This is a genomic window from Achromobacter sp. GQ309 (assembly GCF_059759315.1).
In genome coordinates this window covers 235,749-251,005 of the sequence record NZ_JCAXDP010000005.1, presented here as the reverse complement: position 1 = coordinate 251,005, position 15,257 = coordinate 235,749, and the positions used below count along the sequence as shown (strand labels likewise).

The 15,257-nt window shown below is 64.9% G+C and carries 15 protein-coding genes; 10 read left to right on the top strand and 5 right to left on the bottom strand.

All coding sequences use genetic code 11. The annotated features are described in order from the left end of the window. The first annotated feature begins 92 nt into the window (after positions 1-92). The 3 genes from AC6CIE_RS17375 to AC6CIE_RS17365 all read left to right on the top strand — a co-directional run bounded on the left by AC6CIE_RS17375 (position 93) and on the right by AC6CIE_RS17365 (position 2,183). Positions 93-986 (top strand): LysR family transcriptional regulator, encoded by an 894-nt coding sequence (locus AC6CIE_RS17375; protein ID WP_175137668.1) that lies wholly within the window; start codon positions 93-95, stop codon positions 984-986. An 86-nt stretch (positions 987-1,072) separates the two neighbouring features. Then, positions 1,073-1,471: a hypothetical protein gene (locus AC6CIE_RS17370; RefSeq protein ID WP_498093125.1), complete on the top strand. Its 399-nt coding sequence runs from the start codon at positions 1,073-1,075 to the stop codon at positions 1,469-1,471. Positions 1,472-1,523: 52 nt separating this feature from the next. Continuing rightward, entirely contained in the window at positions 1,524-2,183 is a 660-nt protein-coding gene (locus AC6CIE_RS17365) for a hypothetical protein (protein ID WP_498093123.1), read from the top strand. A gap of 73 nt (positions 2,184-2,256) precedes the next feature. On the opposite strand, the gene AC6CIE_RS17360 is transcribed toward AC6CIE_RS17365, so the two are convergent. The 4 genes from AC6CIE_RS17360 to AC6CIE_RS17345 form a co-directional block, all read right to left on the bottom strand. Further along, positions 2,257-2,658: a hypothetical protein gene (locus AC6CIE_RS17360; protein WP_191576163.1), complete on the bottom strand. Its 402-nt coding sequence runs from the start codon at positions 2,656-2,658 to the stop codon at positions 2,257-2,259. A gap of 123 nt (positions 2,659-2,781) precedes the next feature. Beyond that, positions 2,782-5,151, bottom strand: a complete 2,370-nt coding sequence (locus AC6CIE_RS17355) for a TonB-dependent siderophore receptor (protein ID WP_498093121.1) — start codon at positions 5,149-5,151, stop codon at positions 2,782-2,784. Positions 5,152-5,377: 226 nt separating this feature from the next. Further along, positions 5,378-6,379, bottom strand: a complete 1,002-nt coding sequence (locus tag AC6CIE_RS17350; RefSeq protein WP_498093119.1) for a FecR family protein — start codon at positions 6,377-6,379, stop codon at positions 5,378-5,380. Next, the gene (locus tag AC6CIE_RS17345) at positions 6,366-6,920 is read right to left on the bottom strand and encodes an RNA polymerase sigma factor (protein ID WP_498093117.1); all 555 of its coding nucleotides are present in this window, start codon (positions 6,918-6,920) and stop codon (positions 6,366-6,368) included. Before AC6CIE_RS17345 ends, AC6CIE_RS17350 begins: the two co-directional genes overlap by 14 nt. A 77-nt stretch (positions 6,921-6,997) precedes the next feature. Here AC6CIE_RS17345 and AC6CIE_RS17340 point away from each other — a divergent pair, with 77 nt between their 5' ends. Further along, complete coding sequence (locus AC6CIE_RS17340) at positions 6,998-7,576, top strand: YdcF family protein (protein WP_498093115.1); 579 nt, start codon at positions 6,998-7,000, stop codon at positions 7,574-7,576. A 41-nt stretch (positions 7,577-7,617) separates the two neighbouring features. Next, the gene (locus tag AC6CIE_RS17335) at positions 7,618-8,661 is read left to right on the top strand and encodes a histone deacetylase family protein (RefSeq protein ID WP_498093113.1); all 1,044 of its coding nucleotides are present in this window, start codon (positions 7,618-7,620) and stop codon (positions 8,659-8,661) included. A gap of 37 nt (positions 8,662-8,698) precedes the next feature. Here the strand turns inward: AC6CIE_RS17335 and AC6CIE_RS17330 are convergent, their stop codons facing one another. After that, positions 8,699-10,033, bottom strand: a complete 1,335-nt coding sequence (locus tag AC6CIE_RS17330) for an MFS transporter (RefSeq protein ID WP_498093111.1) — start codon at positions 10,031-10,033, stop codon at positions 8,699-8,701. Positions 10,034-10,254: 221 nt separating this feature from the next. On the opposite strand from AC6CIE_RS17330, the gene cyoA reads away from it, so the two are divergent. The 5 genes from cyoA (at position 10,255) to AC6CIE_RS17305 (ending at position 15,212) form a co-directional block, all read left to right on the top strand. Continuing rightward, complete coding sequence (gene cyoA, locus AC6CIE_RS17325) at positions 10,255-11,298, top strand: ubiquinol oxidase subunit II (protein WP_498093109.1); 1,044 nt, start codon at positions 10,255-10,257, stop codon at positions 11,296-11,298. Between the two features lie 63 nt (positions 11,299-11,361). Continuing rightward, positions 11,362-13,365 carry a cytochrome o ubiquinol oxidase subunit I gene (cyoB, locus tag AC6CIE_RS17320; RefSeq protein ID WP_105240365.1) on the top strand — a complete coding sequence of 668 codons (2,004 nt, stop codon included), beginning with the start codon at positions 11,362-11,364 and terminating at the stop codon, positions 13,363-13,365. Continuing rightward, positions 13,358-14,002 (top strand): cytochrome o ubiquinol oxidase subunit III, encoded by a 645-nt coding sequence (gene cyoC, locus AC6CIE_RS17315; protein ID WP_105240366.1) that lies wholly within the window; start codon positions 13,358-13,360, stop codon positions 14,000-14,002. Before cyoB ends, cyoC begins: the two co-directional genes overlap by 8 nt. Before the next feature lie 8 nt (positions 14,003-14,010). Beyond that, the gene (gene cyoD, locus AC6CIE_RS17310; protein ID WP_370647789.1) at positions 14,011-14,433 is read left to right on the top strand and encodes a cytochrome o ubiquinol oxidase subunit IV; all 423 of its coding nucleotides are present in this window, start codon (positions 14,011-14,013) and stop codon (positions 14,431-14,433) included. After that, positions 14,433-15,212, top strand: a complete 780-nt coding sequence (locus AC6CIE_RS17305) for an SURF1 family protein (protein ID WP_498093107.1) — start codon at positions 14,433-14,435, stop codon at positions 15,210-15,212. Before cyoD ends, AC6CIE_RS17305 begins: the two co-directional genes overlap by 1 nt. The last annotated feature ends 45 nt before the right edge of the window (positions 15,213-15,257 follow it).

The window sequence follows — 15,257 nt, the reverse complement described above, 5'->3', positions numbered from 1 at the left end:
TGATCCGGATCCGCCGGGGATGGAGAAATCAGCCTGAAAGTGAGTTAAGGTTCGAAAAAACCGAAGTGATCCGACTGACTGAGCCAACACCCATGCTGAACTACCGCCACCTGTACTACTTCTGGATGGTCGCCAAGGAGGGCGGGTTTTCCCGCGCCGCAGAGCGCCTGGACATGGCCATCCAGACCATCAGCGCGCAGGTCCGCGAACTGGAAAAGAACCTGGGCCATCAGCTGCTCAAGCCGGCCGGCCGCGGCGTGACGCTGACCGACGCCGGCGAAGCCGCCTTTACCCGCGCCGAAGAAATCTTCCAGATCGGGCAGGTGTTGCCGCAGGAAGTGCGTGCCGCCGCCACCAAGCCCGTCGTGCGCCTGTCAGTGGGCCTGTCGGACGGCATCTCCAAGCTGGCGGCACACGCCTTGCTGGGGCCCGTGCTGCACACGCCCGATCTGCATCTGACCTGCCATGAAGGTGAAGTCGAGGAACTGTTGGGCGAGCTGGCGCGGCATCACCTGGACCTCGTGCTGGCCGGCCAAGGCGCCCCCGCCAATCCCAACCTGCGGCTGACCAGCGACCGCCTCGTGTCGTCTCCGGTGGACTGGTACGGCCCGGCCAAGCTGGTGCGCAAGCCGGACACGCTGGATTTTCCGGGCTGTCTGGAGCGCCTGCCCGTGCTGCTGCCCACGGGCCATTCGGTGTTGCGCCAGACGCTGGATCGCTGGTTTGCCGAACAGGGCGTCTACCCGAACGTCGTGGGCGAGTTCGAGGACAGCGCCCTCATGTCCGTGTTCGCGGCGCGTGGCCTGGGCGTCTTTCCGCTCAGCCGGCTGGGCGGGGACGACGTTGCGCTGCTGCGCGGCCTGCGGCCACTGGCGCGCTGCGACGACGTGCACGAGGAAATCCACGCCATCCGCAACCGCCGCGGCCAGCATCATCCGCTCGTCCGGCAGATCCTCGAGCAGGCGAAAACTTCGGTTTTATCTTAATGTTTGTCACATCCACTCTGGTTTTTCAGAAATAGAATCCCCGGTATCGTGGCCGTTCTTTTTGAGTCATCGGAGTACCTGAACAAATGAAGAAAATCATCTGGCTCGTTTTTGCCGTCCTGGCGGCGCTCTGGACCGGGCTGGTGGCGCTGACCCTGCAACTGACCGACTGGGTGCTGGCCACCATCGCCACGGCGCAGGTGCCGGGCACCGCGATCGACACCTCGCAGTGGGTGGCGCCGGCCTGGGCGGCGCCGTGGGTTGACCCGGCATGGCTGGCATCGCTGCAAGGGGGCCTGGTCTGGGCCGCGCAAGGCCTGAACCAGGTCCTGCCTTTTGCCGGCAGCCTGGGTACGCTGATCACCGTGCTGGGCTGGATCTGCTGGGGCTTCATCATGGCGGGACTGCTGGTGCTTGCGCTGATCCTGCACTGGCTGGCCGGCAAGCGCGAGCAGCAGAGGGCCCCGGGCCGTCAAGTGGTGTAAAAAGGGGCAGGCAACGCGCCGCCCGGCACGCTGCCCTCAACCGGAGCGTGCCGTGCCCTCTCGATCTACCCGCCGTCTGATCCTGCCGTTTGCGGCGCTGCTGGCCAGCGCCGCCGCGACGTCCGGGCAGGCGGCGCCTTCGCAAACCGCACCAACGCAGGCCGCACCAACGCAGGCCGCCTCCCCCCACGGCATCGACGTGTGCACGGTGACGGGGACCTCGGGGCAATACAGCGTGCGGGTGCGCAACACCACGGACAAGACGCTTTCCCACGCGGACGTCGTGGGCGTGCATCTGAACGCCGCCGGCCAGGGCGGCAACACCGTCACCGTCAACCTGCAGGACGTACCGCCCGGCAAGTACAAGACCGCCGTCCTGGCGCGTCACGGCGAATCGGCGGCGCTGGTCAGCATTGCCACCTACCAGACCGTCAACGGCGTCGACACGCCGCAGCAGGAACTCTACGCAGGCAAGGTCGCCCACGTGGCGCCCGGCTCGGCATTGCAGTACACGCTGGCGCCGCTGGCCCTGCGCGGCTGGACCGTCGCCTACGGCACGGCGCAGAGTCCCAAGCTGGAACCCGGCAGCGCCGTGCTCCTTATCTATCCCGCCCGCACCGGAAAGAAGCGTGACGTCACGCGGCCCGATGCCGGGCGCGCGCCTACGGACGTGGTGCCGCTGCTTTCCTGCGCCACGCCTCGCAAACATTGATCGCGTTCATTTGCTGACGCCGGACCGCGTTGCTACGGCGAGATTGCCGTCCCACGACCCGTACGCTTTCCTATCACGTGCCGCTCAGCAGATCCCGCTCGTTCAGCAGCGCATAGACGATCTCGGGCCGGCTGTCGAAACCGCGACGGATCGCGGCTGGCAGCGACGCCCGCGTCTTGCGGCACAGACCCGGCAGTTCTTCAAGCTGGATCGAAATGCCGCGCGAGGTCCGCACCTCGTTTTCGCTGGGCGTGATGTGGATGACGATGCCAAGCTGCGCCTGAATGCGCCCCTGCATCGCACGCAGGTCGTCCAGGCTGGTGATGTTTTCCAGCCGCGCCACCAGACGCTTCTCTTCCTCGCGCGTCAGCCGCAGCACCCGCATGTCCGTCGTTGGATTGGCAAGCAACTGCTCCCGGTCGCACACACAGGCGCCGGGAGGACATTCTTGGCGGATGGGAAACGGCAGGTTCATGGGGACGGTGCACCAGCCACAACGGCGCGGGACGATATCTTCCCGATTCTAACCAGGATGACCACCCGCCGACGCGCACTGCGCGTTTACCCGCAAGCGCGGGGCGGCCCGCCCCCTGGCCCGCTACCAGTAATAGTTCAGGCTCAGCATCGTCTCGCGCTCCATGCCGCGGAACGTGTAGGTGTAGTAGCGCTTGTCGAACACGTTGTTGACGTTTAGCGCGATGCGGTAGCGCGGCGTCTCATAGGCGATGGCAACGTCGGCCAGCGTGAAGGCCGGGTTGTATTGCGTGGTGCCATCAGCCGCAGTGTTCAGCGGCGCCTTGCCCCGATAGCGCAAGCCGCCGCCCAGCATCAGGCCCTGCACCAGCTGCGGCCGGTAGTCCAGCCACAGGCTTGCCGTCTGACGCGCGGTCTGCGTGAGCTGGCGGCCCACGTCCTGCAGCCGGTTGCTCTTGGTCGTGCGCGGGTCGATGTAGGTGTAGCCGGCCATCACGCTGAGTTCACGCGAAAGCGGAAACTTGGCCTCCAGTTCGACGCCGGTGGAACGCACCTCGCCCGTCTGGACGCTGAAGCGCGGATGGTCCGGATCCTGCGTCGTCACGTTGGTCTGGCGAATGTCGAAAACCGCCGCGGTAAACAGCGCATCGGTGCCGGGCGGCTGGTACTTCAAGCCGACTTCGTACTGCTTGCCCTCGCGCGGCTTGAACGCCGAGCCATCGAACTGCTTCCCCGTGATCGGATCGAATGCCGTCGAATAGCTGACGTACGGCGCCACGCCGTTGTCAAAGAGATAGAGCAGGCCCACGCTGCCGGTGGTGGCCGAGTCGCTGATGCGCGGTTGCGTCGTGCTGGTCTGGGTGGTGCGCACGAAGTCGCGCCGCAGGCTGACGTTGCCGACCCAGTTGTTCCACTTGAACTGGTTCAGCGTGTAAATGCCGGTCTGCTTCAGATCGGTGCGGGACGGATCCAGCTCGGGATAGTCGATGTTCTGCCCATACACTGGCGAGTAGATGTCCAGGTTGGGGACATCCCAGCCAAAGCCCAGCGCATCGTTTTCCTTGTATCGCAGGTAGTCCACGCCTAGCGCAAAGGTGTGCTGCAGGTCGCCCCACTTGAAGTCGCGCGAGGCGCGGCTGTCGACAGCGAACGTCTTGCCGTTGGTGCGCTGAGCCAGGCTGCCGCGCGTGACCGTGCGCCGGTCGTCCAGCAGGTCCATCGCGTAGATGTGCCGGTAGTCGATGTCGATCTCGGAATAGCGCAGGTTCTGGCGCAGACGCCAGCCGTTGTCCGTGTCGTGCTCGAAGGCGTAGCCGATGGACTTCGTGTCGCGGTCGAAGCGGTCGAAATCCGGGTCACCGGCGGTGCGGCTGAGCGGCAGGTCACCGATCTCCGGATAGGTATACAGATTGGGCCACCAGCTCTTAGGCGTCGCGCGCTCCTTGGAATACGTGCCCAGCAGGGTCACCCGGGTCTGGTTCGTGATGTTCCAAAGGATCGACGGCGCCACGGAGAACCGGTCGTCGCGCGAACCGTCCGTGCGGCCGTCGCTGTCGCGGCCCAGCACGTTCAGGCGATACAGCACCTTGCCTTCGGCGTCGAACGCGCCACCCAGGTCCGCCGTGAGCTGGCGGCGGTTGTACGTGCCGTAGCTGGCGCCGACGCTGTTGACGTGATCCGCGGAGGGCCGCTTGGAGACCACGTTGATGACACCGCCCGGCCGCCCCTGGCCGAACAGCACCGACGCCGGACCCTTCAGCACCTCAATGCTGTCGAGCTCTTCGATGTTGTCGTTCCAGGACGCATACGTGCCGGTCGACAGTTGCTTCAGGCCATCCTTGAAGTAGGCGCTGCCGTCGCTGAAACCGCGAATGACGGCGCCCGTCATCCGCGCATCGCTCGACCCCGACACCTCCGTCTGCACGCCGGGCGTGTAGGCCAGCGCGCTTTCCAGGTTGCGCGGCGCCTGCACCTTCAGCTGCTCCTGCGTCACGATCGACACCGAACGCGGCGTCTCGATCAGCGGCACACCCAGCTTGCCGCTCTGGCTGGACAGCGCCACGTAGCTGTCCGCCGTTCCCACCGCCACGCCGTGCACCGTCACGGGCTCGAGCTGGGCGGAGCCGCCGGACGGCGCGGACAGCGACACATTGCGTCCATCGCGCTGGAATGCGATGCCGGTGCCCGCCAGCAACCGGCGCAGCGCCTCGTCCGGCGTCAGTTGTCCCGACACCGCTGGCGCCGTACGGCCGCGCACGGTCTCGGGCAGATAGAAGATCACCAGCGACGCCTGCTCGCCCAATTGGAGCAGCGCATCGCCCAGGGGCTGCGCCGTGATGCTGATCTGCACCGGCGCGGTCTGCGCTACGGCATCGTTGGGCATGGCGCCCCACGCCAACGCCAGGGAAATCGCCAGCGCGCCGCAGGCGCCGTGCGCACCGCGTTTGGCGGCCTTGCGCGCCGCTGCACGCTGCTTAACTTGCTTGTCCATCATCAGTAGAAAATTCCGGTACAACTGCCCGCGCTTTAAGCGCTCGACACCCTTGGCCAAAGGTTGCTTCCAGGGTCGATCGGCTTCACGCGTACGGCCCCTTTCATCGAATAGACGCCGCAGGCCGGAAAAAACCGGAATGATTCTCGATAGAATATTTGAAACAAAATGATTCTGGCTGACAACGGCCGCACTGCGGCTTCCCGCGCAGACCTGGCCGAGAGCAGCGCTAACGCGGCGCCAAGACCGCGCCGCCGCCCGCCGGATACAGCACGATCACCGGAGCGATGTGAGGCAGCACGTCCAGCACCGATTCAGGCTCGTCGATCGGCAGGGTGCCGGCCACGCGCAGTTGGGCAAGCTTGCGGTCGTCGATCCGCAACGGAATGCGCAGATACCGGTTCAACTCCGCCACCACCTGCGCCAGCGGCGTGTCGCGGAACACCAGCCGGCCACGTTGCCAGGCCGTGATCGCCGCCACGTTTTCCTGATGCGGCGCGTCCAGGGGAGTGCCGGGCGCGTAGCGGGCAGCGTAACCCGCCGTCAGGTGGCGCGTGGTCCTGTTCCACCATGAGCCCGCTGAGAACGCCACACTGCCCTCGTCCACCGCCAGCGCCACGGCATCCCCCTCGCGGCGGACGTTGAAACGCGTGCCCGTCACCAGCACCTGCGCCGCGCCCGCGTTCACCGTGAAAGGCCGCGCCGCATCGGGGCTGACCGTGAACAAGGCCTCACCCGCCAGCAGTTCGACCTCGCGCCGGTCCGCATACAGCGCGACCTGGAGTTGCGTGTCGGTGTTCAGTTCCACCAGGGAGCCATCGGGCAAGGCCACGCGCTTGCGCTCGCCCCGGGCGGTCGCAAGCGATTGCGTGAAACCGGGCGCCGGCGACCACAGCCGCGGGGCGATCACACCGGCGGCAAGCGTCAAGGCACAGGCGGCCGACAGCCCCACGGCAAACCTGCGGCGGCCCGGTCGTGCGGGGGCCTCATCGGATCGCGCCAGGATTTCGCGCATCTCGTCTTTCGGCAGGCTATCCGCCACGCGCCACAAGGCCTGCATCGCGCGGTACTGGCGTGCGTGCTCCGGGTCCGCCGCCAGCCACGCGTCGAACGCGCGCCGTTCGGCCTCGTCCAGCGCGCCCAATCGCTCGCGCGCGAACCAGTGCGCCGCCTGATCGCGCGGCGTCGCAGGCGTGCGGGAGGCGTCCGCGCGGGAATCAGTGCGGGGCATGATCTTGCAACCGGTCATGGATATGGGTCAGCGCGCGCTTCATGTGTTTTTCGACCGTGCTTTGCGTCAACCCGAGTTTCTCGGCGATTTCGGCCTGGGTGTAGCCCTCGAGCTTGTTCCACAGGAACACCTGCTGGCATTTGAGGGGCAGCTCGGACAGCGCCGACTTTAGCGCATCGGCAAGCTGCGCCGCGCGTATCGAGGATTCGGGATCCACGTCGACGGGATGCTCGGCATCCGTCAACGTGTCCAGGCTCAGCACCTCGCGCCGCGACTGACGGCGGAACTCGCCATTCAGGCGGTTCTGGCTGGCGCCATACAGGTAGGCCTTCGGGTCCAGCACGGCGGCTTCGCCATTGCGCAGCATGTTGGTCACGACATCCTGCGCGGCGTCCTCCGCGTCGTGCCGGCTCGTGCTGCGCCGCGTCCACGTCCCGATCAGCTCGCGGTAATGCGCGAGCCAGCCTTTTTCGGAGGGCGGTGGACGGGACATGGAGAGCAGCGGAATGTTGTAGGCGGAAAGGGCCGCATTATCAATCATGATTCTCATTACGACAAATGCGGCAGCAACGTCTTTTGCCGTAAGCTCCTGCCCTCGTCTTCTTTCCCACACGCGACATGACGTTTTCGATCTACCGATTTGCGGCCCGCGCCGTGTTGATGCTGGCGGCGCTCGTGCTGCTGGCGGCTGTCGTGCTGGCCGCGACCGGCCTGTCGGCTAGCGCGCGGAACGCCGACGTGGCGGTCGTGCTGGGCAACACCGTGGAGCCCAGCGGCAAGCCTTCGCCGCGCCTGGCCGCGCGGCTGGACCGCGCCTACGACTGCTACGCCGCATCGACATGCCGCGTCCTGTTCGTCAGTGGCGGCGTGGATCCGGCCGGCACGGACGAGGCCGCCGCCATGCGCGATTACCTGCTGGCGCGCGGCGTGCCCGCCGACCGCATCGTCGTGGACAGCGCCGGCGTCGACACCTGGGCCACGGCCCGCCACGCCAGCGCCTACATGCGCCAGCACGGCTACACAAGCGCGATGGCCGTGACGCAGTATTTCCATGTGCCGCGCACGATGCTCGCGCTCAAGCGCCAGGGCGTCGCGGACGTAAGCGGCGCGTACCCTGCATTTTTCGAATTACGCGACGTCTATTCCGTTTTGCGCGAGCTGCCCGCCGTGGAGCTGTATATTTTCCGGCCACTGTAGCGGCGCATCCGCCTGCCCTACCCCTTCCAGGACTTTCCATCGTGCTGATCTTCCACAATCCCGTTCACGACAAACACAGCGGCCGCCAGGAGATGTTCCGCGGCAAGCTGGTTCCCTGCCACGAAACGCCGGCCAGGCTGGAATACGTGCTGGACGCGCTGCGTCAGCGCGGCATCGGTGAATTGCGCGTGCCGTCCGCGACCGACATGGATCTGATCAAGCGCGTGCACACGCCGCGCTACGTGGACTTTCTGGCAAGCGCCTGGAACGAATGGGTTGCGCTGGATCCGGCCAACGCGGAGCTGGACGTGCTGCCGTCGATCTGGCCCGTGCGCGGATTTCGGCACGACGTCGAACCCACCAATTTCGCGGCGCGCGTCGGGCTGTTCTCGTTCGACAGCGGCTGTCCGCTGACGGCGGGCACGTGGGAAGCGGCGACTGCGGGCGCGGCCTGCGCGATCGACGCCGCGCGCGCCGTATCCCAAGGCCAGGGCCTGCGCGCGGCGATGGCGCTGACCCGGCCGCCCGGCCATCACGCCGGCGCGGACTTCTTTGGCGGCTACTGCTTTCTGAACAATGCGGCGCTGGCCGCGCAGGCCCTGCGCGACGCGGGTGCACAGCGCGTCGCCGTGCTGGATGTGGACTATCACCATGGCAACGGCACGCAGAGCATCTTCTACGACCGCGGGGACGTGCTGACCGTGTCGGTCCATGGTGATCCGATCACCGAGTACCCCTTCTATCTGGGTTACGCCGACGAACGTGGCGAAGGCGCGGGCCAGGGCTGCAACCTGAACCTGCCGCTGCCCGCCGGCAGCGACTTTGCGGCATGGACGGCGGCATTGCAGCAGGGCCTGGATGCGGTGCGTGCGTTCAAGGCCGACGCGCTGGTCGTTGCACTTGGCGTGGACACGTACGAAGGCGATCCGATATCCAAGTTCAAATTGAAGAGCGCCGATTATCCGCAGGTCGGCCGCATGCTGGCCGACCTTGGCTTGCCGACGGTGTTCACGATGGAGGGCGGCTATGCGGTCGCCGACGTGGGCATCAACGTCGCAAACGTGCTGGAGGGGTTTGTGGGCTGAACGTCAGACACCGGGGCAGCAACCCACTGCCCCGTATTCAATCGCGCGTTTCAAGCACCTTGTTGATGCGCAGCGCAATCAACGTGCACGCCACGCCGGACAGCAGGTACACGCTGACTGCCACCAGCCCGAATCGCGCCGACAGCCCCAGCGCCACCACCGGTGCGAACGCCGCGCCGACCAGCCACGCCATATCAGAGGTCAAGGCTGCACCGGTATAACGGAACCGCCGCGTGAAGTTGGCAGTGACCGTACCAGACGCCTGCCCGTAAGACAGACCCAGCAGCGCAAAGCCGATCAGGATGAATGCATCCTGCGCCTTCGGCCCGCCGCCCAGCAGCCAGGGCGACACCACCGCAAACACGCCGATCAGCATGGCAAGCAAACCCAACGTGGTGCGCCGCCCGATGCGATCAGCCAGCCACCCGGAAGCGACCGTACCCAGGATGCCGATCACCGCGCCGATGATCTGAACGATCAGCACATCCGAAATCTGTTGCGTGCCGCTGACAGCGATCCACGACAGCGGAAAAACCGTGACGAGGTGAAACAGCGCATAGCTGGCCAGCGCGGCGAAGGCGCCGATGAAGAGGTTGTAGCCTTGCTGGCTGATGATCTCGCGGATGCCGATGGGCTCGAGTTCACCTTCTTCGAGCAGCTGCGTGTATTCCTCGGTCACCACCAGCCGCAGCCGCGCAAACAGCGCCACCACGTTGATGGCGAACGCCACGAAGAACGGATAGCGCCAGCCCCATTCAATGAAGTCCGCCTCCGTCAGCGTGATGTGCAGATAGAGAAACAACGCACTGGCCACCAGAAATCCCACAGGCGCGCCCAGCTGACCCATCATCGAATACCAGCCGCGCCGGTTGGGCGGCGCGTTCAGCGCCAGCAGCGACGGCAGCCCGTCCCACGAGCCGCCAAACGCCAGGCCCTGCAAGCAGCGGAAGACCGCGAGCAAGGTGATGGCATGCACGCCGATCGATTCATAGCTGGGCAAAAACGCCATGCCGACGGTCGCGGTGCCCAGCACGAACAAGGCCACGGTCAGCTTGGTTGCGCGGCCCCATCGGCGCTGGATCGCCATCGACAGCGCGGTGCCGATGGGACGCATGATGAAGGCGAAGGAGAAGATGATGAAGGCTGACAGCGTGCCTTCCAGCTGGCCTTCGAAGGGAAAGAACACCTTCGGAAAAACCAGCACGCACGCGATGCCGAAGACGAAGAAATCGAAGTATTCAGAGGCGCGTCCAACGACCACCCCCACGGCGATTTCACCGGGCGCCACCTTGGCGTGGCTGGTGCCGCCGCTGATCGCCCCGGGTCCGGAACCGGGAGAGGGATGACCAGGATACTGCGTGGTGGTCGACATGGGTTCGCTCGCAAAAGAAGGTTCTGAATACGCCTTGTCTACGATCTTGCAACACACCAGCACCACGGTACGCGCATCATGCAGGAAGCCGCAAGCGTTTTGGCCCATGACTGCCCCGCACGCGTTCCCGTGCATACTTTTGCTCTTTTTACCCTAGATTTTTCGCGGCTTCCAGCGTAGTGTTTCGTTTACTTCGCACGGTTACGTTTCGGGGTATGACCATGTCGTCCTTCGCAAGGCTCCGCGGATTGATCCTGTTTGCCGCCCTGCCGCTGCTCGCCGGGTGCAATGCGGTCCTGCTGTCGCCATCGGGCGACGTGGCCGTGCAACAACGCAACTTGATCATCATCTCCACCGGCTTGATGCTCATCATCATCGTGCCGGTCATCATCCTCACGCTGTTGTTCGCATGGCGCTATCGCGCCAGCAACAAGGAAGCCGCCTACGACCCCGACTGGAACCACTCCACGATGCTGGAGCTTTTGATCTGGGCGGCCCCGCTGCTCATCATCATCGCGCTTGGCGCGCTCACGTGGGTCAGCACGCACCAGCTTGATCCCTACCGGCCGCTGGCGCGCCTGTCCGAAGGCCGCGAAGTGCCGCCCAACACCAAGCCGATGGTCGTCGAAGTGGTCGCGCTGGACTGGAAGTGGCTGTTCCTCTATCCCGAGCAAGGCGTGGCCGCCGTCAACGAAATGGCCGCGCCGGTGGACCGCCCCATCCAGTTCAAGATCACGTCGTCGTCGGTCATGAACTCTTTCTTCGTGCCCGCGCTGGCCGGTCAGATCTACGCCATGCCTGGCATGCAGACCACGCTGCACGCCGTCATCAACCATCCCGGTGAATACGAAGGCCTGTCCGCCAACTACAGCGGCTCGGGCTTTTCGGGCATGCGCTTCCGCTTCCATGGCCTGGACCAGAAGGGCTTTGACGACTGGGTCGCGCAGGCCCAGAAATCGCAGGCCACGCTGGACCGCGCGGCGTACCTGAAGCTTGAACAACCCAGCGAGCGCAACCCGGTGCAGCTTTACGCCACCGTTGCGCCCGGCCTTTTCGACGCCATCGTGAACCGCTGCGTCGAACCCAACCGCATGTGCATGCGTGATGCGATGGCCATCGACGCGCAAGGCGGCGCCGGCATACCGGGCGCGCACAACCTCACCACCCTGGACCCGCAAGTGCGCGAGAAGCTGGGCCTTACGGAAACGCCGCCGCGCAAGTATGTCGGCGCCATGTGCACGGCCTCTGAAGGACTGGTGCTCTAGCGCGGCAGGTTTTTCGGCACGCGACGTGCTCCATGTAAACGCGGTTTTTTTGCTGGAATCGAGATGCCTGATCAACCTGACCTCACCAAGCTGATCTTCGGCCGGCTTACCTGGGACGCCATTCCTTTTCACGACCCCATCCTGCTAGGCACCTTCTTCGTGGTGGCGGCTGGCGGCATCGTGCTGCTGGGTTCCGTCACTTACTACAAGAAGTGGGGCTACCTGTGGCGCGAATGGTTCACCAGCATCGACCACAAGAAGATCGGGATCATGTACGTGATCCTTGGCATCGTGATGCTGCTGCGCGGCTTTGCCGACGCCATCATGATGCGTTCCCAGCAGGCCGTGGCCTTCGGCGACTCCACCGGCTTTCTGCCGCCGCACCACTACGACCAGATCTTCACGGCGCACGGCGTCATCATGATCTTCTTCGTGGCGATGCCGCTGGTCACGGGACTGATGAATTTCATCGTGCCGCTGCAGATCGGCGCGCGCGACGTCGCGTTTCCGTTCCTGAACAATTTCAGCTTCTGGATGACCGCGGGCGGCGTGATCCTGGTGATGATGTCGCTGTTCGTGGGGGAATTCGCCCGCACCGGCTGGCTGGCGTATCCCCCCTTATCGGGCATCCTGCACAGTCCGGACGTGGGGGTCGATTACTACATATGGGCCTTGCAGATAGCGGGCGTGGGGACACTGCTATCGGGAGTGAACCTGCTGGTCACCATCGTGAAGATGCGCGCGCCCGGCATGAAGATGATGCGCATGCCCATCTTCACGTGGACCGCGCTGTGCACCAACGTGCTGATCGTGGCGGCGTTCCCGGTGCTGACGGCGGTGCTGGCGCTGCTGTCGATGGACCGCTACGTGGGCACCAACTTCTTCACGGCGGACTTCGGCGGCAACGCCATGATGTACGTGAACCTGATCTGGATCTGGGGCCACCCCGAGGTCTACATCCTGATCCTGCCGGCCTTCGGCATCTTTTCCGAAGTGGTGTCCACATACTGCCGCAAACGCCTGTTCGGTTATGCGTCCATGGTGTACGCCACAGTCGTGATCACCGTGCTGTCGTACCTGGTGTGGCTGCACCACTTCTTCACCATGGGGTCCGGGGCCAGCGTGAACTCGTTCTTCGGGATCACGACAATGATCATCTCGATCCCGACAGGCGCCAAGATCTTCAACTGGCTGTTCACGATGTACCGCGGGCGCATCCGCTTTGAAGTCCCGATGCTCTGGACGCTGGGATTCATGGTGACGTTCGTGATCGGCGGCATGACGGGCGTGCTGCTGGCGGTTCCGCCCGCCGACTTCGCGCTGCACAACAGCCTGTTCCTGATCGCGCATTTTCACAACGTGATCATCGGCGGCGTGCTGTTCGGGCTGATGGCCGGCATCACATACTGGTTCCCCAAGGCATTCGGCTACAAGCTGGATCCGTTCTGGGGCAAGTGCTCGTTCTGGTTCTGGCTGGTGGGCTTCTACGTGGCCTTCATGCCGCTGTACGTGCTGGGCCTGATGGGCGTGACGCGCCGCGTGAACCACTTTGAAGACATGTCGCTGCAGATCTGGTTCCAGATCGCGGCCTTCGGCGCGCTGCTGATCGCGTGCGGCATCGCCAGCTTCATCATCCAGCTCGTGGTCAGCTACCGCCGCCGCGATCAGTTGCGCGACACCACGGGCGATCCGTGGGATGGCCGCACGCTGGAATGGTCCACCTCGTCGCCGCCGCCTGTGTACAACTTTGCGTTCACGCCGCGCGTGCACGACCTGGACGCCTGGTGGCAGATGAAGCAGCACGGCTACCAGCGTCCGCAACAGGGTTTCATTCCGATCCACATGCCGAAGAACACCTGGGCGGGCATCGTCCTGGCGGGGATCAGCGTGGTGCTGGGTTTTGCGCTGATCTGGCACATGTGGCCGCTGGTGGTGCTGTCGTTTGCGGCGCTGATCCTCGTGTCGATCATCCATACCTTCAACTACAAGCGCGACTACTACGTGCCGGCCGCTGAGGTCGTCGCCACGGAAGACGCCCGCACAAGGCTGCTAGCGCAACATGTCTGATACCCTCGCCCACCCCATGCCCGGCGGCGCCGCGCCGTCTTCCCAGGAACCCGTCTTTTACGTTCCTGGCGAACACCACCCCAAGAACGGCACGCTGCTTGGGTTCTGGGTCTACCTGATGAGCGACTGCCTCATCTTTGCGTGCCTGTTCGCGGTCTACGGCGTGCTGGGCCGAAGCTTCGCGGCCGGCCCATCCGGCGCGGACCTGTTCGACTTGCCGCTGGTGGCGGTGAACACGTCGCTGCTGCTGCTGTCGTCCATCACCTACGGGTTCGCGATGCTGGAGATGCGGCGCAACCGCATCGGCGCCACGCAGTTGTGGCTTGCCGTCACCGGCATCCTGGGCCTGGGCTTTCTGTCGCTGGAAATCTACGAGTTCTGGCACCTGATCCACCAGGGCGCGGGTCCCCAGCGCAGCGCCTTCCTGTCGGCGTTCTTCACGCTGGTCGGCACGCACGGGCTGCACGTCACGTTCGGCATCGTGTGGCTGGTGACGTTGATGCTGCAGGTGCGCATGCACGGCCTGATCCCTGAAAACCGCCGCCGCCTGATGTGCCTGTCGATGTTCTGGCACTTCCTGGACCTGATCTGGGTGGGCGTGTTCACGTTCGTGTATCTGATGGGAGTGCTGCCATGACGTCGCACATGGATAACCTGGCCGACACCGGCCACGGCGGCCACGGAGGCCATAGCGGCCACGATCATCACGATGGCCACCATGACGATGACGACGGCGCCGGCCACGGCACCTTCAAGAGCTACATGACCGGCTTCGTGCTGGCCGCCATCCTGACCGCGATTCCGTTCTGGCTGGTCATGGACCGCGTCATCGACAGCTCGCGGGTCACCGGCCTGGTGATCCTGGCCTTTGCCGTCGTGCAGATCGTGGTCCACATCATCTATTTCCTGCACCTGGACACCAAGTCCGAAAGCGGGTGGAACATGTTGGCGTTAATATTCACGCTCGTGCTGGTCGTCATCACGCTCAGCGGATCCATCTGGATCATGTACCACTTGAACTCCAACATGATGCCCATGTCACCGCATGACATGCGCAAGATGCCCTGATGGCTGTAGTCAAAGACATTTCTTCACGCGACACCTCCCGTAATCCGCGCAGCAAGGCAACCCTGGTCATCCTGGGGTTGCTGGCTGTTGCCATCTTCGCCGGGCTTTGCGCCCTGGGAACCTGGCAGGTACACCGGCTGGCCTGGAAGCGCGCGCTGATCGCGCAGGTGGATCAGCGCGCCCATGCGCCGGCAGCGCCCGCCCCCGGCAAGAATGAATGGGCGCAGCTGACGCAGGACAACGCCGAATACCGCCACGTCACCGCCTCCGGCACCTACCACTTCGACAAGCAGACGCTGGTGCAGGCCGCTACCGAACTGGGTAGCGGCTATTGGGTCATGACGCCGCTGCAGCTGGCGGACGGCGGCATCGTGCTGGTGAACCGGGGCTTCGTGCTGCCGGCATGGCGCAAGGACGCAGCCAACAGCGCCCAGCCGCCGGCGCCGGGCCAGGTCACGGGCCTGCTGCGCATGGGCGAACCGGCCAGCGGCTTTCTGCGCAACAACGATCCGGCCGCCAACCTCTGGTATTCGCGCGATCTGCCCGGCATCGCGGCGGCGCGCGGACTTGCCGACGTAGCGCCCTACTTCATCGACGCCGACGCCGCGTCCAGCCCCGGCAAGGATGCCCTCCGGGAGCCGGTTGGCGGACTTACGATGATCAACTTCCCCAACAACCATCTGACGTACGCCATCACCTGGTATGCGCTGGCGCTGATGGTGATCGTGGGCGTGGTGATCTTCGTGCGCGAGGAAAAGCGCGCACGCCGGCCGGACTGATTCGCCGCCACGTATGAGAAACGGCGCCCGCAAGGGCGCCGTTAT

What these genes read in the sequence shown, in the direction of transcription:
- cyoB (WP_105240365.1), top strand. Translation starts at nt 11,362, where the DNA reads ATGCCTGATCAACCTGACCTCACCAAGCTGATCTTCGGCCGGCTTACC.
- AC6CIE_RS17340 (WP_498093115.1), top strand. Translation starts at nt 6,998, where the DNA reads ATGACGTTTTCGATCTACCGATTTGCGGCCCGCGCCGTGTTGATGCTG.
- cyoC (WP_105240366.1), top strand. Translation starts at nt 13,358, where the DNA reads ATGTCTGATACCCTCGCCCACCCCATGCCCGGCGGCGCCGCGCCGTCT.
- cyoA (WP_498093109.1), top strand. Translation starts at nt 10,255, where the DNA reads ATGTCGTCCTTCGCAAGGCTCCGCGGATTGATCCTGTTTGCCGCCCTG.
- AC6CIE_RS17370 (WP_498093125.1), top strand. Translation starts at nt 1,073, where the DNA reads ATGAAGAAAATCATCTGGCTCGTTTTTGCCGTCCTGGCGGCGCTCTGG.
- AC6CIE_RS17305 (WP_498093107.1), top strand. Translation starts at nt 14,433, where the DNA reads ATGGCTGTAGTCAAAGACATTTCTTCACGCGACACCTCCCGTAATCCG.
- AC6CIE_RS17355 (WP_498093121.1), bottom strand. Translation starts at nt 5,151, where the DNA reads ATGATGGACAAGCAAGTTAAGCAGCGTGCAGCGGCGCGCAAGGCCGCC.
- AC6CIE_RS17350 (WP_498093119.1), bottom strand. Translation starts at nt 6,379, where the DNA reads ATGCCCCGCACTGATTCCCGCGCGGACGCCTCCCGCACGCCTGCGACG.
- AC6CIE_RS17345 (WP_498093117.1), bottom strand. Translation starts at nt 6,920, where the DNA reads ATGATTGATAATGCGGCCCTTTCCGCCTACAACATTCCGCTGCTCTCC.
- AC6CIE_RS17330 (WP_498093111.1), bottom strand. Translation starts at nt 10,033, where the DNA reads ATGTCGACCACCACGCAGTATCCTGGTCATCCCTCTCCCGGTTCCGGA.
- AC6CIE_RS17360 (WP_191576163.1), bottom strand. Translation starts at nt 2,658, where the DNA reads ATGAACCTGCCGTTTCCCATCCGCCAAGAATGTCCTCCCGGCGCCTGT.
- AC6CIE_RS17375 (WP_175137668.1), top strand. Translation starts at nt 93, where the DNA reads ATGCTGAACTACCGCCACCTGTACTACTTCTGGATGGTCGCCAAGGAG.
- cyoD (WP_370647789.1), top strand. Translation starts at nt 14,011, where the DNA reads ATGGATAACCTGGCCGACACCGGCCACGGCGGCCACGGAGGCCATAGC.